The sequence below is a fragment of the Shewanella electrodiphila genome, assembly GCF_023283985.1.
GTDB classification, from domain to species: Bacteria; Pseudomonadota; Gammaproteobacteria; order Enterobacterales; family Shewanellaceae; genus Shewanella; species Shewanella electrodiphila.
Genome location: NZ_JAKIKU010000003.1, coordinates 219,060 through 242,399, shown reverse-complemented (window position 1 = coordinate 242,399; position 23,340 = coordinate 219,060). Strand labels below are relative to the sequence as shown.

Sequence of the window (23,340 nt, the reverse complement as noted above, 5' to 3'; positions counted from 1 at the left end):
TTTAGAAGTTTGCAGATTTTGGTGCACGTGGGAATGGGATCACGTCACGGATATTGCTCACGCCTGTAACGTAAGATACTAAACGTTCAAAACCTAAACCGAAGCCTGCGTGAGGGACTGTGCCATAACGACGTAAGTCACGGTACCACCAGTAATCTTCTTGGTCTAATTCCATCTCAGCTAAACGCGCATCAAGTACGTCTAAACGTTCTTCACGTTGTGCGCCGCCAATAATTTCACCGATACCAGGTGCAAGTACGTCCATTGCTGCCACTGTTTTACCATCGTCATTCAAGCGCATGTAGAATGCTTTAATGTCTTTCGGGTAGTTTTTAACAACAACAGGGGCTTTGAAATGTTCTTCAGCAAGGTAGCGCTCATGCTCAGAATGTAAATCGATACCCCATTCAACGTTAAATTCAAATTTCTTATCACACGCTTTAAGAATTTCGATTGCGTCAGTGTAATCAATTTGAGCAAAGTCACTGGTTACGAATGCTTCTAAACGCTCGATTGCTGTTTTCTCAACACGTTGTGCAAAGAACTCTAAATCGTCACGACGTTCTTCTAATACTGCGCGGAAACAATACTTAAGCATGTCTTCAGCTAATTTTGCAGCATCATCTAAGTCAGCAAATGCGACTTCAGGTTCAACCATCCAGAACTCAGCTAAATGACGACTCGTGTTTGAGTTTTCTGCGCGGAATGTTGGGCCAAAGGTATACACTTTAGACAGTGCACACGCATATGTTTCAGCGTTTAATTGACCAGAAACCGTTAGGAATGATTCTTTACCGAAGAAATCTTCAGAAAAATCGACAGCACCTTTATCTGTGCGCGGTAAGTTTTCCATGTCTAATGTTGATACACGGAACATTTCACCAGCACCTTCAGTATCTGAAGCAGTGATTAATGGGGTAGATACCCAAATGTAACCCTGTTCGTTATAAAAACGATGGATAGCTTGAGATAAGCAGTTACGTACACGGGCAACGGCACCAATAATGTTAGTGCGAGGACGTAAATGAGCAAGTTCGCGAAGGTACTCGATAGAGTGACGCTTAGCTGCCATAGGGTAAGTATCAGGATCTTCAACAAAACCTGTTACTTCAACTTTGGTGACTTGCATTTCAAATGCTTGACCTTTACCTGGAGACTCAACGACTTCACCAGTCATGATCACTGAACAACCAGCAGTAAGCTTAAGCACTTCTTCAGTATAATTATCTAAATTATTCGGTACTACGCCTTGAATAGGATCAAAACATGAACCGTCATAAACAGCTAGGAATGAAATACCAGCTTTAGAATCGCGGCGAGATCGAACCCAACCACGTACTGTAACTTGCGAACCAATCGCGAAGTCACCTTTAAATACAGAAGCGACAGATGTAATGCTCATTGTTGCTTAGTTCTCCAATGGATCAATGATAAAAATAAGTGCTTTATATTACCTTGATATCGGCTTTTCACAAGCCGAAAAAGCCCTTATAGCAAGATTATTAGCTAACTTTTAACAATATCGACTGTTTAATGGGGTAAATCATCTTTAAACGACTAAAATTGATCTTAATTTATGCTTGTAAGCGTATGAACAAAGAGTATATTTTATTATCATCTAATTGATGTAGGTGGTTAAATGTCCAAAACCAAAGTTCTGCAATTTATATTAACTGTGCTATCCATTACTGGTTGGGCATTAGCTGTTTACGCGCTTATCGTGTTTGGTGAAGCAAGACCCGATAGAGCTGTTGGCTATTATATGAGCAAAGGTGTTGAAGTACGCTTTAATTGGGATCCAGACTTAACAATCAAATTAGAGTACTTAATTTGGTGGTGTGCAGGGATAAGCTTAGTGAACCTAGCAGTGAACTATTACGCGCAAACGTCACGAAAGATAGAATACTGGGTCAATATTCCTTTGTTACTACTGGTTTCTCTTGCTGCGGGGTTTTATATTCGTTACGTAATATAAAGCTGACATTATTTTAAATGCTGTAAATCAATATGACGGCATAGCAAATCAATAATTGCTGCCGTCACTCCCCAAATAAACTTTCCTTTGTACGGCATATAATGCACATCAAAATCATTGCCGTTTCGCATAAAACTAAAAGTATATCGATTACTCGCGTTAAAGAAGTATTGTAGTGGCACCCAAAAGGTTTCAGACACTTCACCTGGATCTAATATGATATCAAAAGGTTGTTTTATTATTCCGACAATCGGTGTTACTTCAAAACCGGTAAAAGTGGCGTGAGGAGGGAAGTTACCAATAACGGTAACATTATCAGCAGTTAAACCAATTTCTTCGTCAGCTTCTCTAAGCGCGGTTTCAATCATGCTGTTATCTGCATCATCTACTTTACCGCCAGGAAAGCTATATTGTCCTGGGTGCGCTCTTAAATGCAGTGCACGTCGAGTCAGTAATATTTGTAACTGTCCATCAACTTCCATTAACGGCACTAGTACAGCAGCCTTTCGTAAGCTTCTATTAATCGGTGCAGAGGTTATTTCGCTAGCTAGGCTTTGAAGAGAAAAATGTACATTGAATTGAGTGGCGTTCATTTATTCCCCCCGATGGTTGTGTAACTGTATTAATTACTTATTATTTAAGCCCATCATAAGAGATTGTTGCTTTGAAAGCATCATATATAAAACATCTCTGGTAGCACCTTTCTTATATTGTTTCAGTGATTTGTGATGCACATTGCTTGTGCGTTTTTTGCACCAAAATACTATCTGCACCAATACATTCATGATTAAATTCAAACGGTCAAAATATAAGCTTGGTTTTTTATTGGTTGTAAGCTGCTGAATATATGTAAATTAATTTGTCACCTTAATGAAATATCACTGTAGTTAAACTGTGATGTTTTACTGGCATGGTTAGTGCTGAGTTATTAACCAGTTATGTTATTCGCGAGGAAGACAAATATGGGACTGGAAAAGTTACTGTATTTGCAAGGCGTAGGGGCTGAATTTATTGATTGCTTTGGCAACAATATTCACATTTGCCCTGAAGATAGAAATGGAATTCTAAAATCAATGTGTTTGGGTTATTTAGATAAAGATCCGAATAAACAGAGTTTCAGTGATGCTTATATTGAGCAACGGATTTATGAACTTGACGTAAAGCCATGGCTAATTCCTTTGCATCATTTTCAGTGGAGCAATGTTGATGAACCGGTAGTGGAAGTATTTTTTCCTGAATCATTTATCGGGCAATTGCGGGTTGAAATCATTAGCGAACAAGGCGATGTTTATCGTTTTCAAGTGCATAGTCATCAGCTATCCATTGTTGGTGATTATCAACTTGATTCAATTAAGTACTTCAAATACCAATATCGGTTAAATCTTGAATCTAATATGCCAGTGGGTCTTGGTTATCATCAAATCAGTTTAACCACCGAATCAGATAATTACACCCAAACATATACTGGCATATTTATGCTTGCGCCGCGCAGTGCATATTGTGGCACTGTTGAGCATCAAGAGTCGGAATTAACAACGCATTTAAAAGCTAATTCAGCTTCCAAGCTAGGTTCAAATGCTCATGTAAACACAAATGGAGTTGATGCGAGTAAACCTTGGGGAATAAGCACGCAGCTATATAGCATTAAGAGTCACAGTCAATGGGGCATTGGTGACTTTAACGACTTGCAAAAGCTAATTGATTATTCAGCTGAACAAGGTGCTGATTTTATATTATTAAATCCGCTACATGCTTTAGGTTTACCCGATAGTGTCAGCCCGTACAGCCCTGATGATCGCCGTCGATTAAATCCTTTATATATCCACATTGAATCAGTAGACGAATACGCAAGTATCGCGGCCATAATCCAGTCTGATGAATTTGATAATAAAAAAACGAATTTATTCAATGAAGAGCTACTCAATTACTCGGCTGTTTATCAAGTTAAGTATTCAATCTATCGATTATTGTTTGACGTATTTATCACTAAAAATAGCTCGAAACGTTCAAAGCGATTTAAACAATTCACTCAATTTAAAAAGCAACAGGGAGAAGCTTTAAGTCAATTTGTCGATCATCAATTAGCTTTATCCAATAACAGCCCAGCAGCTGAACCTCATCATATTAATGTTAGCTATGAAGCTGATTTTATTTGCTACTTACAGTTTGTGGCTGCAGAACAATTAGCTTTATGTCAGTTAAAAGCAAAATCTGTCGGCATGCAGATTGGCTTAATCAGGGACATGGCTGTTGGGGCATCTCCAACGGGTTCTGAGGTACAGCAAAATGCTAGCTATTTTTGCCAGCAAGCGAATATCGGCGCGCCGCCAGATCCTTTCGCACCACAAGGGCAGAATTGGGGGCTAACCCCACTTGATCCCATTAACCTTCAGCAGCAAAGTTACCAGCATTTTATTACGCTCATTCGCAGTAATATGGAGTCTTGCGGTGGGTTACGGATTGATCATGTGATGGGGTTATTACGTTTATGGTGGTGGCCTACAGATACTCATCTCGGTAATGGTGCTTATGTTTATTATCCACTAGATACGTTATTGGCGATTCTATGTCTCGAAAGTCAGCGAACGCAATGTTTATTAATTGGTGAAGACCTAGGCATTGTTCCACCTGAGATCGTTCAAAACTTATCCAAAGCCAAAATCTTTTCTAACGAACTGTTCTACTTCACAAAAAATTACCATGGCTTTACACCGCCTGAATTTTATAAACCACATAGTTTGATGATGTTAGCTAATCATGATGTACCAACATTGTCAGCTTGGTGGAATGGCGACGACATTCAGTTAAGGCAACAACTTGGTTTAACTGACACTGAGCAGAAATATAACGCGTTGAACGACAGGCTTAATGAGAAGCTGCAATTATTAGATTTGCTTAAATCAAAGCACTTTTTACCGTCACACATCACTTTAGACGATATCAAACAGCCTGCGCTTATTAATGCATGGTTATCACTTACAGCATCTGGTGAATCCATGTTGTATAGCGTTCAACTTGACGATCTTATTAATGAAGTTAAGCCGATAAATATCCCAGGAACTTGGAAAGAATATCCTAATTGGCGGCGCAGGTTGTCACAGAGTTTAGAGCAAATAATGGACTCAGAAGATGTGAAGCAAAAACTTCATATTGTTAATCGTGCTCGTCATTGCAAGCAATCTGCACTTGCAGAATCCTGTTCGCTATCGGCAGGTTCAATTGAATAACATTTTGATGTAACGGCCAACAAATCCAACTTATTAAGACTGTTGCTAACCATTAAGTGCAAGTAGTAGGGCGACAGTAACAAATTAACTTTTACATGGAGCAATAAACAATGACGACTAATGCCCCTTATTTTAATCATGGATCTGATATCGCAATTTTAAGCGGTGACTATACCGATGTGTTTTCACTCTTAGGTATGCATAAGGCTGAAAATGGTAAGTCATTATTGGTGCGTTGTTTCATTAAAGGCGCGATTGCCGTTGAAGTGATGAGTTTGAAAGACGGTAAAAAAGTGGCTGAACTTGCCCAGATAGACGATCAAGGTTTATTTGCTGGCGTGATGGGACGAAGGGTAAAGCCTTTTTTGTATAGCCTAAAAGTCACTTATCCAATGAGCGTTGAAACCATTATCGATCCTTATCAATTTAGCTCGCTAATAAACCCAGATGATGTGTATTTATTTGCTGAGGGAAAGCAGCAAAAGAGTTATCAGTTTCTAGGTGCAAACTGGCGCCAAACGCAAGGCGTTGAAGGAGTACATTTTTGCGTCTGGGCACCCAATGCTAAGCGTGTGTCTTTGGTCGGCGATGTTAATCACTGGGATGGCAGGCAGCATGTTATGCGTTTTCATCCAAGTAACGGTATATGGGAAATCTTTTTACCCCATGCCAGTGCTGGGCAATTTTATAAGTATCAAATTACCAATCAATATGGTGAACAGGTTGAAAAGGCGGATCCATACGCAGTACAAATGCAATCTGCACCAGGCAACTCTTCAGTTATTCCAGCAAAAAGTGATTATCAATGGAATGACAATCGCTGGCTTACACAGCGTGGCGATACACAATTACATCATGCACCAATGTCGACCTATGAAGTTCAACTAGCCTCGTGGAAACGTAAAGGTGAATGGGGTGATGAATATTTAAACTATCAAGACTTAATAGACCAACTCATACCTTATATTGAAGAAATGGGTTTTACCCATCTTCAATTGATGCCCATTAGTGAATACCCATTTGACGGATCATGGGGGTATCAACCCGTAGGTTTGTATGCAGCGACTTATAGATTTGGTGATCCTGTAGGTTTGAAAGCCTTTATTGATGCCTGTCATGCCCGTGATATTGGTGTTTTGCTGGATTGGGTACCTGCACACTTTCCAAAAGATCCTCATGGTTTATCAAAGTTTGATGGTAGCTGCTTGTATGAACACGAAGATCCACGTCAAGGGGAACACCCTGATTGGGACACTTTGATTTACAACTATGGCCGCGGTGAAGTACAAAGTTTTTTGCTCAGTAACGCGTGTTATTGGTTAGAAGAGTTTCATTTCGACGGACTGCGTTTAGATGCCGTGTCATCGATGCTGTATTTAGATTACAGCAGAGATTCAGGGCAATGGTTACCTAATGAATATGGTGGTCGTGAAAACATTCAAGCCATCGAATTCTTGAAATTATTGAATGAACGGATTTATGCATCCTATCCAGGCGTGACAATGATTGCCGAAGAGTCGACGGCGTGGCCTGGGGTAACTAACTCTACTGAAAATGGCGGCTTAGGCTTTGGGTTTAAATGGAACATGGGCTGGATGAATGACAGCTTAAGCTATTTAAAACGCGATCCCATTTATCGAAGTCATCACCATCATGAACTGACCTTTGCGCTGGTTTATGCATACACCGAGCAATTTATATTATCCGTCAGCCATGATGAAGTGGTACATGGTAAAGGCTCGCTGCTACACAAAATCCCAGGTGATGATTGGCAAAAATTTGCCACATTACGGGCATACTTTGGCTTAATGTGGGGCCAACCAGGTAAGAAGTTAATCTTTATGGGGTCTGAGTTTGCTCAACGTGATGAGTGGAACCATAACCAAAGTTTAGATTGGCATTTACTACAATATGCACCACATCAAGGCATGCAAGATTGGGTGAGGGATTTAAATAACCTCTATCTGCAATATCCTTGTATGTACGAATTAGATCATCAAACCACCGGCTTTCAATGGCTCGACTGTGATAACACTCAACACAGTGTGTTTAGCTTTGTACGCTATGCAAAATCAACCGATGAACATTTAGTCTTCATCATTAATATGACCCCACAAGTGCATCATCATTTTCGTGTTGGATTACCACTTGAGCAAGATTATGTCGAAGTGCTTAACAGTGATAGTCATTGTTATGGTGGCAGTGATGTGACCAATAGTGTCATTGCTTACGATAAGGAAGCCTGGCAGGGAATGAAAGGCAGTGGTGTGATCACTGTGCCACCGTTAGCTTGTGTTGTGTTAGCCGTTAACTCAAATAATGTGCTGGATGAGGATTAGTCATGTCATATGCTAAATCTCAACAACTTTTAGAGAGTGTAGCAACTGGTAGTCCTTATCCATTGGGTTCATCTGTGGATGATAATGGGGTTAACTTTTCATTATTTTCAGCTCATGCAACCAAGGTGGTGCTTTGTATTTTCGACCAATATGGTTTGAATGAGCAACAGTTTGTCCTACCGCAAAAAACCAGACAAATTTGGCACGGTTATCTTGAAGGACTGACTGCAGGGACTTTATATGGCTATCGCGTTTACGGCCCTTACCAGCCGATGCTTGGACATCGATTTAACCACCATAAATTATTGCTCGACCCATATGCAAAACAACTGCTAGGTGAGCTTGAACCCAATGATGCCAATTACGGGTATGCACTAGACAGTAGCGAGTCCGACCTGTCTTTTTGCGATATTGATAACGCGAATTTTATGCCTAAATGTGTGGTGATAGACGATCGCGCATTAAAGCAAAAAACGATAAAGCGTCCAAACATTCCTTTAGAGCAAACCATTATTTATGAAACACATGTGAAAGGCTTTAGTGTCTTAAACCATGAGGTTGACGATGAAATTAAGGGAACCTTCGCAGGCCTTGCATCAAAAAGCTCGATTCAATACCTATCTCAGCTCGGGGTTAATTGCATAGAACTATTACCAGTACAAAGTTTTTTCAATGAACCCTTCTTGATTGAAAAAAACCTAAGTAATTACTGGGGCTATAACAGTATTGGTTTTTTTGCACCCAATCCAAGTTATCTCAGTGGTGACAGTATCACTGAGTTTCGAGACATGGTGGATGCTTTCCATGAAGCGAATATCGAAGTCATTTTGGATGTAGTTTATAACCATACGGCAGAAGGTAATCGCCTAGGCCCAACGTTAAGCTTTCGCGGAATTGATAACGCCAGTTACTACCGCTTAGTGTCAAACGATCAGCGTTTATACATTAACGATACGGGTTGCGGAAATACGTTTAACTCCAATCATCCGCAAGTATTACAGCTGATCATGGACTCACTACGTTATTGGGTTGAGGTCATGGGAGTGGATGGCTTTAGATTTGATTTAGCCAGTTGCTTAGGTCGTGAAACCTATGGTTTTGACCCTGGGTGTGGTTTTTTTGATGCGATATCTCAAGATCCAGTGCTATGCCAAGTGAAACTGATTGCAGAACCCTGGGACATAGGTCCTGGAGGCTACCAATTGGGTAATTATCCTATTGCTTTCAGTGAATGGAACGATAGATATCGCGATACTATGAGACGATTTTGGCGTGGTGATAATGGCATGTTGCCTGAATTTGCTAGACGCTTTCATGGTTCTGGTGACTTTTTTGAACATCATGGCCGTAGTCCCTCAGCCAGTATTAATTTTATCACCAGCCATGATGGTTTTACTTTGCATGACGTGGTGAGTTTTCAGCAACGTCATAATCTAGATAATGGCGAGGATAATCGTGATGGTCATCATGAAAACCTCAGCCATAACTATGGCGTAGAAGGGCAAACGGATGACGGTGATATTCTTCAAATTCGTTCACGCCAGCAGCGAAACCTACTCACCACATTAATGCTATCCCAAGGCGTGCCAATGTTATTAAGTGGCGATGAAATGGGGCATAGCCAACAAGGTAACAATAATGCTTACTGCCAAGATAATCGTATTTGTTGGATTGATTGGCAAAATATCGATTGGCCATTGGTCGAGTTTACCGCAGAACTAATCAAATTACGTAAACGTTTCCCAGCCTTATGTCATCGCGAATTTATACATCAGCCAGAAGATCAAAATGACAATGGATTTATCTGGTATAGCCGACACGGCGAACCCATGGTCAAGCGTCAGTGGAGCGAGTTTGAAGCGCGCACATTAGCGGTGGTATTAACGTGCGAAACCTTACCGCCTTATCAACACCCTCAAGCCTTATTACTACTGCTTAATGCCGATGAGCAATCACAACAATTTGTTTTGCCGATTATTGAAGGTTTTAGCCAGTGGCAACCGTTAATCAACACGCAGCAACTTGCTAATAGTGATATTGAAAGCTTGTTGGCAAAAAACAAAGTCAAAGTCGCTGTTACAACCATAGATGATGGCGCATCAGAACAAGTTGTAGAACCGAGTTATGCATGCAGCTATCAACTGACCTTGTTAGGCAGAAGCTTAATGTTATTCCATGCATGTGAACAGCAAAACGAATAAACATCTATATAAATGAATTAACTCAAATTTTTATCAAATAATTTTCGAAATTAACATTTAAATTAAGCGGGTAATAAAGGAGTTTTATCGATGACTGTGACTAAAGGAAAAACGCCAGCAACTAATGTAGCCTCGGCGGACAATTTATCTGCTGTGAATAATGCCGAAGAAGTGAAACAAAAGCCTGTAGCTAAGACCAAAGCTAAAACGGCGAAACGCACCGCTAAAAAGCCAGTCGCCAACAAGAGCACAGCTAATGCGAAAATCACTGATTGTGACCCATGCGATACCTTAGCTGCAACATTTGAACGCCAGTTTCATGGGGCATTGTGCCGCGATGAACAAGCCGTGAACGATATTTATAGTGCGCTTGCTTCAACAGTTAAATCACAACTATTACCCCAATGGCGTGAAACTCGGTTAAAAGATAACCAGTATCAGCAAAAACAAATAGCCTACTTATCGTTAGAGTTCTTAATGGGGCGTACTTTAGGCAATGCCTTACTCAGTTTAGATTTAACCCAAGAGACTAACGATGCATTAACGGATTATTCAGCCAATTTAGAAACCCTGCAAGAAGCGGAGTTAGATGCAGGCTTAGGTAACGGCGGTTTAGGGCGCTTAGCGGCATGCTTTTTAGACAGTTGTGCCAATTTAGATTTATCAGTTGTGGGCTACGGTATTCGTTATGAATATGGCATGTTCAAACAAAAATTGGTTGATGGTTATCAGGTAGAGCAACCTGATCGCTGGTTACGTGAAGGCAACCCATGGGAAGTGAGAATGGCAAACCATGCCATTACAGTGCCTTTTTTTGGTCATACAGAATCTTATGTCGATCCTGAAGGTCACCGGCACTATGTGTGGGTTGATACCCAAGATGTTCAAGCTGTTCCCCATGATATGCCAGTGCCAGGGTTTAAAAATGGCCGTATCAATACTTTGCGGTTATGGAAAGCTGAAGCCACCGATGACTTTGATTTAGCAGAGTTTAATGATGGTGATTATACCGAAGCGGTAGCCCGTAAAAACTTAGCCGAACAAATTACCATGGTGCTTTACCCCAACGATGCAAGTGAAAACGGTAAAGAGTTACGATTAAGGCAACAATACTTTTTATCATCAGCCAGTCTGCAAGATATTTTACAACGCTACATTACAGTATTCGGCCAAGACTTTAGCCGCTTTAGTGAACTAAACGTCATGCAGCTTAATGATACCCATCCTAGTATTGCAGTCCCTGAGATGATGCGCCTATTGATGGATAATTATGGCTTAGCTTGGGATCAAGCATGGGACATCACTTCAAAAAGCGTTGCTTATACCAATCACACTTTATTACCTGAAGCACTTGAACGCTGGCCAGTGCGTATGTTGAAAAACATGCTGCCGCGGATTTTAGACATAATTTACGAAATCAATGCGCGCTATCTTGAAGAAGTCGCGCATCAATGGCCTGGTGATAACCATAAACTTGCCAGTATGTCGATTATCGAAGAAGGGCCAGAGCCTCATGTGCGAATGGCTTATTTAGCGATTGTGGCAAGCTTTTCGGTGAATGGCGTTGCTGGTCTGCATACTGATTTACTGAAAAAAGGTTTGTTCAAAGACTTTTATCAATTGTGGCCACAAAAGTTTAATAACAAAACCAACGGCGTAACGCCAAGGCGTTGGCTTGCTCACTGTAATCCTAGGCTAGCTGATTTATTAAATCGCCGTTTAGGTGAGCAATGGGTGACGGATTTAACTCAGTTGACAGCGCTAAATGCGTTCACTGATGACAAAGCGTTTATGAAACAGTGGCAACAAGTGAAATTCGACAACAAGGTCGATTTAGCCAAGTTAGTCCTTGAAGAATGCAATGTGTCGTTTGATCCTGCAATGATGTTTGATGTGCAGGTAAAAAGGATCCATGAGTACAAAAGACAGTTATTAAATATTCTGCATGTCATCCATTTATACCAACGTATTGTAGCGGGTGATACCGAAGGCCTACAGCCTCGTTGTGTGCTTATTGGTGGTAAAGCTGCTCCAGGTTATGCGATGGCCAAGCAAATTATCAAATTAGCCAACAACGTCGCACATATGGTGAATTCAGATCCCGTCGTTACGCCTTATCTGCGTTTTGCTTTCTTGCCAAATTACAACGTTAGCGCTATGGAAAAAATCTGTCCTGGTACCGATTTATCTGAGCAAATTTCAACAGCAGGTAAAGAAGCGTCAGGTACTGGCAACATGAAATTTATGATGAACGGTGCGATGACCATTGGCACATTAGATGGCGCCAATATCGAGATGCTTGAAGAAGTAGGGGAAGAAAACTTTTTCCTCTTTGGTCTTAATGCAGACCAGGTCAGCCAACTTAAAACAAACTATAACCCTCAACAATTTATTCAACAATCGACCGCTCTACAGCAAGTATTAACCATGCTGAAAAGTGGTCATTTCAATTTAGTGGAACCGGGCATTTTCGACAGCATTATTCATGCTATTGAAGATCCTTTTGATCAATGGATGATCGCAGCAGATTTTGAAGCTTACAAAGTGGCACAAGATAAGGTGTCACAGGCCTATGCAGATCAACAGCATTGGACTCAAATGAGTATTCGAAATACTGCCGCAAGCGGACGTTTTTCAAGTGACAACACTATTAGTGCATATCGTGACGAAATTTGGCTAGCCAAATAATCATCAGATAGCTAAAGGGCTTGTTAGCTTGCTAGGAGTGCGTTTTCTACAAGTTGCAGCCCCTAACCAAAGTCGTACAGTTAGGAGTTAATATTTATGTCGAATGTTCGTTATATTAGTAATCTTACCCGCGATACCTATGCTCTTATTTTAGCTGGTGGACGAGGTTCTCGTTTACATGAGCTAACCGATTGGCGTGCAAAACCTGCCTTATATTTTGGTGGTAAATTCCGCATTATCGATTTTCCTCTGTCTAATTGCATTAACTCAGGCATTCGCCGTGTCGGTGTTGTCACCCAATACAAATCTCATTCTTTGATACGCCATGTCAGTCGTGGCTGGGGACACTTCAAAAAAGAACTCGGTGAATCAGTAGAGATATTACCTGCATCGCAGCAAACCTCTGGAAATTGGTATGAAGGCACTGCCGATGCGGTGTTTCAAAATATCGATATTATTCGCCATGAAATACCTAAGTATGTGATGATCTTATCTGGCGACCATGTCTACCGTATGGATTATGCAGGTTTACTTGCAGCTCACGCTGAATCTGGCGCAGATATGACGGTGTGCTGCCTAGAAACCCCAATTCCAGAAGCGGCTGGGGCATTTGGTGTGATGGAAGTCGATGAAGATAAACGGGTAATTGGTTTTGAAGAAAAACCAGAGTTGCCTAAATCGATTCCGGGTAACGAAGAGTTCTGTTTAGCCTCAATGGGCAACTATGTATTTAATACTAAATTCTTGTTCGATCAACTGCGAAAAGATGCTGACAACGAGAATTCTGACCGAGATTTTGGTAAAGACATTATTCCAGCCATCATTAAAGATGCCAATGTATTTGCATTCCCGTTTACCAGTGCAGTGCCTGACGAGCCAGCGTATTGGCGTGATGTAGGCACCTTAGATTCATTCTTTCAAGCTAACATGGAATTACTCTCGCCAACCCCAGCGTTAAACCTGTATGACGCCAAGTGGCCGATTTGGACTTATCAAGAACAATTGCCACCAGCAAAGTTTGTTTTTGATGATGATGACCGTCGCGGTATGGCAGTGGACTCTATCGTCTCTGGTGGTTGTATTATTTCGGGCGCTAAAGTTAAACGCAGTGTGCTGTTTGATGAAGTCAGAGTGTGTTCATATTCATTCGTTAAAGATTCAGTGCTGTTACCTGATGTGGTGGTGCTTAAAAACTGTCGTATTCAGAATGCGATTATTGATCGCGGCTGCGTAATACCTGAGGGCATGGAAATAGGTTACAGCCGCGAGCAAGACTTAGCCCGTGGTTTTAGAGTCTCTGAAAAAGGTATCACTTTAGTCACCCGTAAAATGCTCGGGCTGCCAGTAGGTTACGAGTAAATCTGACTCAATGAGCGGTTATGTCATTAAATAGCCGCTTGTTAGTTAGATATCGCTATCGATGTTATGAGTTCCAAATTAAATATTGAAAAGGTAACCAGCAACGTGAAAAAAGTGTTGATGATCGCAGCAGAAAACGACGCAATAAAAGGGGCCAAAGTAGGTGGAATGGCCGATGTTATCCGTGACTTACCACCAGCACTCGCCATAGTTGATGTGTGTGTCGATGTGGCAATGCCTAATTATGGCTTCATTGCCAATGACAACAACGCAGAATTTATTGCTAAGGTCGTGGTAAAGTTTGGCGCCAATCTCGAAACAATCGATGTCTACAAAATGCCTGCGCCATTTTTAACAGCGACTGGCTTGCAAGATAAAAGCACGCAAGATACAAGCTCGAAAGGCAAAAGTATTGAGTTAACTAGCTCAGTTTATTTGTTTGATCATCATTTATTTAATAGCCCTGATAACCAAGTATATACCGAAGGCGCTCCAGACCGTCCGTTTGCAGAAGATGCCACTAAGTTTGCCTTATTTAACTTAGTGGTAGCGCAAGCTTATATCGATGCAGTCATAGCCCCGGTCGATATCTTGCATATGCATGATTGGCATGCAGGAATGTTAGTGATGCTACGTGCCTTTGCATCTGAATATGCAGCGCTTAAAGCCTTACCTTGTGTGTTTTCTATTCATAATTTAGCTTTGCAGGGCATTCGGCCCATTCGTGAAGATGTGTCATCATTTACGGCATGGTTTCCTGAGTTAACGATGAAATTAACTCAAGCACAGAAAACCCAAATCAGTGACCCTCGTTATCCTCATTGTATTAACCCGATGAAAATGGGCATTGAACTCAGTGATAAGGTCCATTTGGTGTCGCCGACTTATGCCAATGAAGTATTAATGGCATCCGATCACCAAAACGGTTTTTTTGGCGGTGAAGGTTTAGAAGACTCATTGCTTGATAAGCATCATCGAGGTGACGTAGTCGGCATACTTAATGGCTGTATTTATGAAACTCAGGCGACTCATGACCAAGTGACTAATGAAACACAGGCGACTAATAACCAAGTGACCCATGACCAAGTGAGAAAGGTGTCTCAAGTAAGTACAGTGTCGAAAGTCGCTAAATATATAAAGCCTGTTTCCAGCAAACAAATTTCACAAGTATTTGAACATTCTCAGCAAGCCGTTATTAAGTGGCTTGGTAAATCTGAGTATGTAAAAGCAGTCGATCAAATTGCTTTAACACGCTTACAAATGTTGATGGTAAAACAATCAAAACCAAGTCTAGCCTGTGATTTTTTAATGACATCAGTAGGGCGTTTAACCGATCAAAAAGTGTTATTGCTAAGGCAAACCAACGGTAATTCAGGTTCTATTTTACAATCTGTTTTACAGCGACTAAAGCAAGCTAAACCTAAAGCAATATTTATCCTTTTGGGCAGTGGCGATAAACAAATTGCCGTAGAGTTTCAAAAAGTCGCTGCAAACAACGATAACTTTGTGTTCCTTAATGGTTACGATGACAGTTTATCAACCAGCCTATATCAATATGGTGAGCTGTTTATGATGCCAAGCAGTTTTGAGCCTTGTGGAATAAGCCAATTATTAGCCATGAAACACGGCCAAGTGTGTATTGCCCATGGCGTCGGTGGTCTAAGAGACACGATTGTAGATAAACATAATGGCTGGTTATTTGAAGGCAATAATTTACAACATCAAGCCCAGCAGTTGTTATTAGTACTCGAGCAAGCGTTAACCATGCACAATGACAACCCAGATGAGTATTTGGCCATGAGGCAATCTGCCAGTGACGTTCGATTTACTTGGCACAAAGTCGCGCAAGAGTATTTAGAAAAGCTTTACTGCGATTAGATTCAAGGTTAAGGCTTAAGACAGCTAAGTCATTTAGCTGTCTTAATTGAGATGAGCATCATGATTAATATTGCAAACGACACTAATATCGTAAGCAACATCGACAAAAAAGTTGATAAATTAATAAGGTTATTGATTAACCTGCTCAAGCACTGGCAAAATTTTACTGACCTTATCAAAGGTTTCTTGATACTCAGCATCCACATCGGAATCAGCAACTATGCCGCCGCCGGCCCAGCAATAGATGGTATTGTTTTCGGTGACTAATGTGCGGATGGTGATGCTCGTGTCCATATGGCCATCTTGGCTGATATAACCAATACTTCCGCAATAGATATTTCGTCTTGATGGCTCTAACTCTTCGATAATTTCCATCGCGCGGATTTTAGGTGCGCCAGTAATTGAACCACCAGGGAAGGCCGCTTTTAATAAATCGACAGCATCATACTGAGGGGCAAGGGTGGCTTCCACTGTACTGACTAAATGATGCACTGCAGGGAAACTTTCAATATCAAATAGCTTTGGCACGTTTACAGAACCTGCAGTAGCGACTTTACTGATGTCATTACGCAGTAAATCCACAATCATCACGTTTTCGGCGCGATCTTTCTCTGATGCTTTAAGCTTAGCGGCATTAGCATCATCTTCTTGCGGCGTTTTACCGCGCGGTAAAGTACCTTTGATAGGTTTTGTAGAGACTTTATCGTCAGTCAGCTGGATAAACCGCTCAGGGGATATTGATAAAATACAATGATCTTTTAAACGTATAAAACCTGAAAAAGGGGCTTTGTTGGCATCTGATAAAGCGCAATAAGCTTGCCACTCACAACCTTCATAGCTGGCATTAAATCGCTGAGTTAAGTTGATTTGATAGCAATCACCTTGGTGTAAGTAGGTTTGAACTTGTTCAAATCTTTGCTGATATTGCGCCTTTGTGGTTTGATTTTGCCAAGTCGAGGTGAGTTTAAATGCATTGTTCTGCTGACATTGCTTACTGGTGTCATCTGCTTCTTGAAGTTTTGCTTCAAATTTTTTCACCTCAAGGTTTAAGGCATTTCCTCCAAGGTAGTGCGTGGCATACCAGCACTTTTCTTGATGGCTAAATAATAAAGAAAAGTCATAAAAACCGACATTAACATCAGGTAGTTGAATATCTTTCATGGCTTGTTGGGGCAAGTTTTCAATGACTCGGCCTAAATCATAGTTAAAACTACCCACTGAGCCGCCACTAAATGGCAGCTTACAATCAAACTGGGTTGGATAAAGTTTGCTTTGCATTGCTTGCAGTGTTTCAAAAACATTAGCAGTGGTAGTTGGAGTAATAGTAGCTGAGGAGTTGATATCAGATTGAGTTTGTCTTTTAGGTACTATTGAACAGTCGATGCTTGACCCATCACTGACAAGGGTGGCAATTGGGCTAAACACTATGATGTCAAAATTGGCATCTTGATGTAGGGTTTGAGTTGAATCCAATAACATTGCCCAGGGTTGATCGCTCACCACGCTGAAAACTGTGTGGGTGTCTAATGCCCAATTTAGCTTTGTTATAGCAAGAGAGTCTTGGCTCAACTGTCCCATTAATACACCTATTTAAAATGTCATGTAGCCCAAAAAGGCTGGAAAGAGTATCATATTGTCCCTGAAAGGATTAATAGCTAATTGAATGCTTTTTTAACTCTATGGTTAAATTCAATTTTAACACCGCATTCATATAAAAATAAAACAAGTTATGCCTCAATGGCTGCTGGAGCGCCCCTATATGTCTACAAATTCTTCTGCTAGTGTTGTGATTAAGCAAGCTGATTTCATCGAAAGCATTGCTGATTCTCTGCAGTATATCTCGTATTATCACCCAAAAGATTTCGTTGATGCGATGGCGAAAGCCTACGATCGCGAAGAAAGTGCAGCTGCAAAAGATGCAATCGCACAAATCTTGATTAATTCTCGTATGTCAGCTGAAGGCAAACGTCCTTTATGCCAAGACACAGGTATTGTGACCACTTTCGTTAAAATTGGTATGGCAGTTCAGTGGGATAAAACCGACATGACTGTACAAGAAATGGTTGATCAAGGCGTACGCCAAGCTTACCTGAATCCAGACAACCCTTTACGTGCATCTATTGTGGCTGACCCTGCTGGCACACGTAAAAACACTCGTGATAACACGCCTTCTGTAGTACATATTGATATGGTGCCTGGCGATCACATTGAAGTGATGATTGCTGCTAAAGGCGGCGGATCAGAAAACAAATCTAAAATGGTCATGTTAAATCCGTCAGATGACATTGCAGCTTGGGTTGAAAAAACCTTACCGACAATGGGTGCGGGTTGGTGTCCACCAGGAATGCTAGGTATAGGCATTGGCGGCACTGCTGAAAAAGCAGCTGTGTTAGCAAAAGAGTCGTTAATGGATCCTGTTGATATCCATGAGCTAATGGAGCGCGGCGCAGAAACTACCGAAGAAAAGCTACGTTTAGATATTTTTGAACGTGCTAACAGCACAGGTATTGGTGCACAAGGTTTAGGCGGATTAACGACAGTTTTAGATATTAAAGTTAAGTCTGTACCGACTCACGCGGCATCTAAACCTGTTGTAATGATCCCTAACTGCGCAGCGACTCGTCACGTTCACTTCCATTTAGATGGCACAGGCCCTGCAGATTTAAGCCCACCATCATTAGCTGATTGGCCAGAAATCACTCGTGAAGCGGGTGAGAACACTCATCGCGTCGATTTAGATAACGTTACCCAAGCTGAAATTGAAACCTGGAAGAGTGGTGATACCTTATTGCTAAACGGCAAAATGCTAACAGGTCGCGACGCAGCGCATAAACGTATTCAAACGCTCATCGAATCTGGCGAAGGTTTACCTGAAGGTGTCGACTTTACCGGTAAGTTTATTTACTACGTTGGCCCAGTCGATCCAGTAGGTAACGAAGTCGTTGGTCCAGCAGGCCCTACAACAGCAACCCGTATGGACAAGTTCACTGATCTTATGCTCGAAAAAACAGGGTTAATGGGCATGATTGGTAAATCAGAGCGTGGACCACAGACTGTCGAGTCAATTAAGAAACACAAAGCGGTTTACTTAATGGCTGTGGGCGGCGCAGCTTACCTTGTATCAAAAGCAATCAAAAAGTCGCGCGTTGTCGCATTTGAAGATTTAGGTATGGAAGCGATTTACGAATTTGATGTGCAAGATATGCCGGTTACTGTAGCCGTTGATACTCAGGGTATTAATGCTCATGAAACGGGTCCTGCAATTTGGAAAGTGAATATTGCTAACGCTAAAAGCTAGTGTTGATATTTGACTAGCTTAATTAAGTGCTTATATGGAAACATATATAAATGCTGTCATACGTGCTTATATAGCTGCTTAAACACTCAAATTGTTTAAAAAATCACGCTCAGAAATAGATAGATTCATTTTTTTGAACCCCTCTATTGCCTGAGCGTTTTTGTTTGGGTAATGTGCTTAGCAGTATTTTTTAAACAGAGTCATTTCAGTTCACTAACTGACTGCTAACTTCACCTCATAAAACTGTGATGATGCTAGCCATAATTGATTTATTTAGAAATTGAATGTGATTGATATCAACAACAAAAAATAACAAGAGAACTTCATCAAATGAAAAAGTCGTCGCTACTACTTGCGCTTGGCGCAGCAGGACTTGCACTTTCTGTCCAAGCTGCAGAGCCAACTAAAACTCCTTTTAATGTGCAGCAGCTCGTTAAACTTAACAAATTACATTCTGCGGCAGTGTCAAATGATGGCACTCAATTGGTTTATGCAGTTAAACACATTGATGAACAAGGCGAGAGTAGTTCTGATCTTTATCTTCTCGACTTAAGCAACAAAAATGCTAAACCAGTGCAAATTACTTCCCATAAAGGGACTGAGCATGACGTTAACTTCAGTGTTGACGACAAATCAATTTACTTCCTTGCTGCGCGCGATGGTTCAAGTCAGCTTTATAACTTGTCTTTATCAGGCGGCGAAGCTTTGCAGGTCACAGACTTACCGTTAGACGTTAATGGTTACAAGCTTTCAAATGACGGCAAACAAGTTGTCATGAACATGCGTGTCTTTCCAGAGTGCAAGGACTTAGCTTGTACTGTTGACCGTATTGCAGAAGAAGAAAACAAAAAGACGACAGGCCGTGAATACAAGCAGTTGATGGTTCGCCATTGGGACACATGGGAAGATCATGCCCGTAATCATTTATTCGTTGGCCAGTTAAATGGTAAGCCAGTAAAAGATGTGGTTGATGTTACTTTAGGTCTAGATACTGAAACCCCGCCAAAACCTTTCTCAGGCATGGAAGAGGTCACATTTACTGCAGATGGTAAGCATATTGTTTATAGCGCAAAAGCGCCAAGTAAAGACCAAGCTTGGACAACAAATTACGATTTATGGAAAGTGCCAGTAACAGGCGGCGAAGCTGAAAACCTAACTGAGAAAAACTTAGCATGGGATGCACAGCCAACGTATTCAAAAGATGGTCGCCAATTAGCGTATTTAGCCATGAGCAAACCTGGTTTTGAAGCCGATCGTTACCGCATTATGTTACGTGACACTGTGACAGGCGCTGAAAAAGAAGTCGCACCGCTGTGGGATCGCAGCCCACACTCACTGACATTTAGTGATGATGGCCGAACCTTGTATGTCACTGCGCAAGATGTGGGTCAAGTTAGCATCTTTGAAGTTAACACCCAGTTTGGTGATGTACGTCCACTATACAATGACGGCAGTAACAGCCTTGTAGCCGTTACTGATTCAGGCATCATCTTTAGTAATAAATCATTGGTAGAGCCAGGTGACTTATACAAAATCAGCCTAGAAGGTGAAAACCTAACCCGTTTAACTAACGTAAACGAAGAAAAACTCGCTGAGATTCAATTTGGCGAATTCCAACAGTTTAACTTTAAAGGTTGGAACAACGAGACAGTACATGGTTACTGGATCAAGCCTGCTAACTATGAGTCTGGTAAAAAGTATCCTGTTGCCTATTTAGTTCACGGCGGCCCACAAGGATCGTTTGGTAATTCATTTAGTGGTCGCTGGAATGCGCAGCTATGGGCTGGTGCAGGTTATGGCGTAGTGATGGTCGACTTCCATGGCTCTACTGGTTATGGCCAAGCATTTACTGATTCAATCTCAAAAGATTGGGGCGGTAAGCCTTTAGAAGATTTACAAAAAGGCTTAGCAGCTGTTGGTCAACAACAGAAATGGCTAGATACTGATAACGCTTGTGCATTAGGTGGTTCGTACGGCGGTTACATGATGAACTGGTTCCAAGGTAATTGGAGTGACGGCTTCCAGTGTTTAGTTAACCATGCTGGTTTATTTGATATGCGTTCTATGTATCACGTAACTGAAGAATTATGGTTCCCAGAGTATGAGTTCGGTGGTACTTACACTGAAAACAAAGAACTGTATGAGAAGTTTAACCCAGTAAACTATGTTGAAAACTGGAAAACGCCAATGCTAGTGATCCACGGTGAAAAAGATTACCGTGTGCCTTATGGACAAGGCTTAGCAGCGTTTACTTACATGCAGCGTAACGATATCCCATCAGAACTATTAATGTTCCCAGATGAGAACCATTGGATTCTGAACCAAGATAACTTGCAGCAATGGTACAAAAACGTACTTGGTTGGATGGATCGTTGGACTGAGAAAAAATAGTTATACCAACACGTCTGATTAAACAAAAAGAGATGCTAATAAGCATCTCTTTTTTTTGTCTGATTTTATAAAGTGGATCTTACAGCTTAATCATAGAGTCGTTAAATAGCGTTTGAGTTTAAGCTATTATCGTCAGCTATTTTAAGCTCGGTAGGCGGGCATTTATGTCCGGTTTTTGTTATCCATAGAAAATAAGCTAACCTTCTTCTAGAGCCAGTAATTTTGCGTTGACCGTTTTTTTGGCTGATTCTATTTCGTTTACCCATGGGAAACCTCAATGTACTGTATTGAATAAAATGAAAACAAAAGCTAAACAGTAATTTATATTCAGAAAGAGAAATATTATAACAAATGTTGCACTCTGTAGGCTGAAAAATATTAATTTTCGCCTTTAATTGAAATTAAATTTCACTATGAAGGCTACGTTGTTTATTTTGTACAAGAGTGGAAAATGAAGGATGAAGGCAGAAATGTGATTCAAGGCATACTTTTTCATAAGTAAATCTAATTTGAAAAAGCGAATATATTCATAGATTAGATTTTTTATTAACTGGCTCAAAGTTTTAAAAAATCTCATTTGATAAAAAGCAAATAATCAGTAAAGTTGCGCGATTATTTTTTGGGCCACAAAACCATATAATTTGAGGATTTGCTTGTGGATTTCATGCTTTACGTTAAGTTTTTCTTAGGACTGGTTGCCATCATTAACCCGGTGGGTTTATTGCCGGTTTTTGTAAGCTTGACCAGTCACCAAACAGAGGTCGAACGGAACCATACAGGCAAAGTCGCTAACTTTGCGGTTGTCGTGATTTTATTGGTGACGATATTTATCGGTCAGCATATTTTAAATATGTTCAGTATTTCACTGTCAGCGTTCAGAATCGCTGGTGGTAGCTTGATTGCAATCATTGCGATGTCGATGCTGCAAGGTAAATTAAGTCCAGTAAAGCGAAATCAAGAAGAAGATCGTGAAGCGTCAGGGATGGAGTCAGTGGCAGTAGTGCCATTAGCATTGCCATTAATGGCAGGCCCAGGAGCCATTAGTTCGGTGATTGTATTTGCATCTGATAATAATAAGATGGTCGATTTAATCGGTATGTCGATAACGGTGGTGGTCTTTGGCTTCATGAGCTTTGGTTTATTTAGACTTGCACCTGTGATTTTTAAAATATTAGGTACCACAGGTATTAACGTCATTACCCGTCTGATGGGTCTTCTGATGTTATCCATAGGCATTGAGGTTGTAGCAGCGGGCTTAAAAGGCTTGTTCCCAACTTTGATGGCATAAACAGCGTTAATCACCTCAGTTTGAAACCATTTTGAGCAGCAAATGCGCAATAGAATGGGAATAGGGGATTTTCTCTTGACCCACTATGCGCATTTGCGTAAAGTACCGTCCGTTCACGAACATCTTGATATCAATATCTAAATTGACTAATCAGTATTTGGTGTTTGTTGGAATTGCTACAAGATAAAAATTTGAAATGGTGACGTGTCCGAGTGGCTGAAGGAGCACGCCTGGAAAGTGTGTAAGGGGCAACCCTTCGAGAGTTCGAATCTCTCCGTCACCGCCAAATTTTCTCGCAAAATATTTTTTGTTTATCTGTTCCTATCTATTTGTTCCTATCTATTTGTTTCTATCTATCTGTTTTTAATTATCAGTTTCTATTGTCTATCTCTTAATGTATTTGTCATAAGTCTGTTTTCTAAAAATGATTTGCTTAATGACTATGATTACTTCTTGTACTTTACCCTAGATTTTGAACCTTCAAACAGTTTTATTCTCTTGCTACAAACTTGGCCACTTTGATTCTTGGTATGTTATCTTAAAATTTCATTTTCACTTTGTGTTAAATTATAACCTATTGATATTGTGTGTTTTATAGAATAGTTACGCTTGTATAACGAGAAGTGCTAATTCTCGGTTAACTAAATTATTGGCTTCCCCAAAAGGGATAATTGATTCTGAGGCGATATGCTGATA

13 protein-coding genes and 1 tRNA gene are annotated in these 23,340 nt (G+C 40.8%); 11 read left to right on the top strand and 3 right to left on the bottom strand.

Going from position 1 to position 23,340, the window contains the following annotated elements:
• Position 1 precedes the first annotated feature (1 nt).
• Positions 2-1,402 (bottom strand): asparagine--tRNA ligase, encoded by a 1,401-nt coding sequence (gene asnS, locus L2737_RS07075; RefSeq protein ID WP_248955277.1) that lies wholly within the window; start codon positions 1,400-1,402, stop codon positions 2-4.
• A gap of 237 nt (positions 1,403-1,639) precedes the next feature.
• On the opposite strand from asnS, the gene L2737_RS07070 reads away from it, so the two are divergent.
• Complete coding sequence (locus L2737_RS07070) at positions 1,640-1,975, top strand: hypothetical protein (protein WP_102527532.1); 336 nt, start codon at positions 1,640-1,642, stop codon at positions 1,973-1,975.
• An 8-nt stretch (positions 1,976-1,983) separates the two neighbouring features.
• Here L2737_RS07070 and L2737_RS07065 read toward each other — a convergent pair whose 3' ends face one another.
• Positions 1,984-2,568 (bottom strand): CoA pyrophosphatase, encoded by a 585-nt coding sequence (locus L2737_RS07065; protein WP_248955276.1) that lies wholly within the window; start codon positions 2,566-2,568, stop codon positions 1,984-1,986.
• A 369-nt stretch (positions 2,569-2,937) separates the two neighbouring features.
• Between L2737_RS07065 and malQ the strand changes: the two genes are divergently transcribed.
• The 6 genes from malQ (at position 2,938) to L2737_RS07035 (ending at position 15,667) form a co-directional block, all read left to right on the top strand.
• Positions 2,938-5,202, top strand: coding sequence for a 4-alpha-glucanotransferase (malQ, locus tag L2737_RS07060; protein WP_248955275.1), 2,265 nt, complete (start codon positions 2,938-2,940; stop codon positions 5,200-5,202).
• Between the two features lie 110 nt (positions 5,203-5,312).
• Positions 5,313-7,541: a 1,4-alpha-glucan branching protein GlgB gene (gene glgB, locus L2737_RS07055; protein WP_248955274.1), complete on the top strand. Its 2,229-nt coding sequence runs from the start codon at positions 5,313-5,315 to the stop codon at positions 7,539-7,541.
• A gap of 2 nt (positions 7,542-7,543) precedes the next feature.
• The gene (gene glgX / locus L2737_RS07050) at positions 7,544-9,742 is read left to right on the top strand and encodes a glycogen debranching protein GlgX (RefSeq protein WP_248955273.1); all 2,199 of its coding nucleotides are present in this window, start codon (positions 7,544-7,546) and stop codon (positions 9,740-9,742) included.
• A gap of 90 nt (positions 9,743-9,832) precedes the next feature.
• A complete protein-coding gene (locus L2737_RS07045) occupies positions 9,833-12,430 on the top strand; it encodes a glycogen/starch/alpha-glucan phosphorylase (RefSeq protein ID WP_248955272.1) in 2,598 nt (865 codons plus the stop codon).
• 96 nt (positions 12,431-12,526) lie between these two features.
• Positions 12,527-13,789: a glucose-1-phosphate adenylyltransferase gene (gene glgC, locus L2737_RS07040; RefSeq protein ID WP_248955271.1), complete on the top strand. Its 1,263-nt coding sequence runs from the start codon at positions 12,527-12,529 to the stop codon at positions 13,787-13,789.
• 120 nt (positions 13,790-13,909) lie between these two features.
• Entirely contained in the window at positions 13,910-15,667 is a 1,758-nt protein-coding gene (locus tag L2737_RS07035) for a glycogen synthase (RefSeq protein ID WP_283108299.1), read from the top strand.
• Positions 15,668-15,796: 129 nt separating this feature from the next.
• On the opposite strand, the gene pabB is transcribed toward L2737_RS07035, so the two are convergent.
• Positions 15,797-17,245 (bottom strand): aminodeoxychorismate synthase component I, encoded by a 1,449-nt coding sequence (gene pabB / locus L2737_RS07030; RefSeq protein WP_248955269.1) that lies wholly within the window; start codon positions 17,243-17,245, stop codon positions 15,797-15,799.
• Positions 17,246-17,426: 181 nt separating this feature from the next.
• Here pabB and L2737_RS07025 point away from each other — a divergent pair, with 181 nt between their 5' ends.
• From L2737_RS07025 to L2737_RS07010, 4 genes are all read left to right on the top strand, one after another.
• On the top strand, positions 17,427-18,965 hold the full coding sequence (locus L2737_RS07025; protein ID WP_102527517.1) for a fumarate hydratase: 1,539 nt from the start codon (positions 17,427-17,429) through the stop codon (positions 18,963-18,965).
• 330 nt (positions 18,966-19,295) lie between these two features.
• Complete coding sequence (locus tag L2737_RS07020; protein WP_248955268.1) at positions 19,296-21,356, top strand: S9 family peptidase; 2,061 nt, start codon at positions 19,296-19,298, stop codon at positions 21,354-21,356.
• 655 nt (positions 21,357-22,011) lie between these two features.
• A complete protein-coding gene (locus L2737_RS07015; RefSeq protein ID WP_102527515.1) occupies positions 22,012-22,644 on the top strand; it encodes a YchE family NAAT transporter in 633 nt (210 codons plus the stop codon).
• Positions 22,645-22,842: 198 nt separating this feature from the next.
• Positions 22,843-22,930, top strand: a tRNA-Ser gene (locus L2737_RS07010).
• Positions 22,931-23,340 lie beyond the last annotated feature (410 nt).

Excerpts from the sequence above, each read along its gene's own strand:
- asnS (WP_248955277.1), bottom strand. The coding sequence starts at position 1,402 with ATGAGCATTACATCTGTCGCTTCTGTATTTAAAGGTGACTTCGCGATT.
- L2737_RS07070 (WP_102527532.1), top strand. The coding sequence starts at position 1,640 with ATGTCCAAAACCAAAGTTCTGCAATTTATATTAACTGTGCTATCCATT.
- L2737_RS07065 (WP_248955276.1), bottom strand. The coding sequence starts at position 2,568 with ATGAACGCCACTCAATTCAATGTACATTTTTCTCTTCAAAGCCTAGCT.
- malQ (WP_248955275.1), top strand. The coding sequence starts at position 2,938 with ATGGGACTGGAAAAGTTACTGTATTTGCAAGGCGTAGGGGCTGAATTT.
- glgB (WP_248955274.1), top strand. The coding sequence starts at position 5,313 with ATGACGACTAATGCCCCTTATTTTAATCATGGATCTGATATCGCAATT.
- glgX (WP_248955273.1), top strand. The coding sequence starts at position 7,544 with ATGTCATATGCTAAATCTCAACAACTTTTAGAGAGTGTAGCAACTGGT.
- L2737_RS07045 (WP_248955272.1), top strand. The coding sequence starts at position 9,833 with ATGACTGTGACTAAAGGAAAAACGCCAGCAACTAATGTAGCCTCGGCG.
- glgC (WP_248955271.1), top strand. The coding sequence starts at position 12,527 with ATGTCGAATGTTCGTTATATTAGTAATCTTACCCGCGATACCTATGCT.
- L2737_RS07035 (WP_283108299.1), top strand. The coding sequence starts at position 13,910 with ATGATCGCAGCAGAAAACGACGCAATAAAAGGGGCCAAAGTAGGTGGA.
- pabB (WP_248955269.1), bottom strand. The coding sequence starts at position 17,245 with ATGGGACAGTTGAGCCAAGACTCTCTTGCTATAACAAAGCTAAATTGG.
- L2737_RS07025 (WP_102527517.1), top strand. The coding sequence starts at position 17,427 with ATGTCTACAAATTCTTCTGCTAGTGTTGTGATTAAGCAAGCTGATTTC.
- L2737_RS07020 (WP_248955268.1), top strand. The coding sequence starts at position 19,296 with ATGAAAAAGTCGTCGCTACTACTTGCGCTTGGCGCAGCAGGACTTGCA.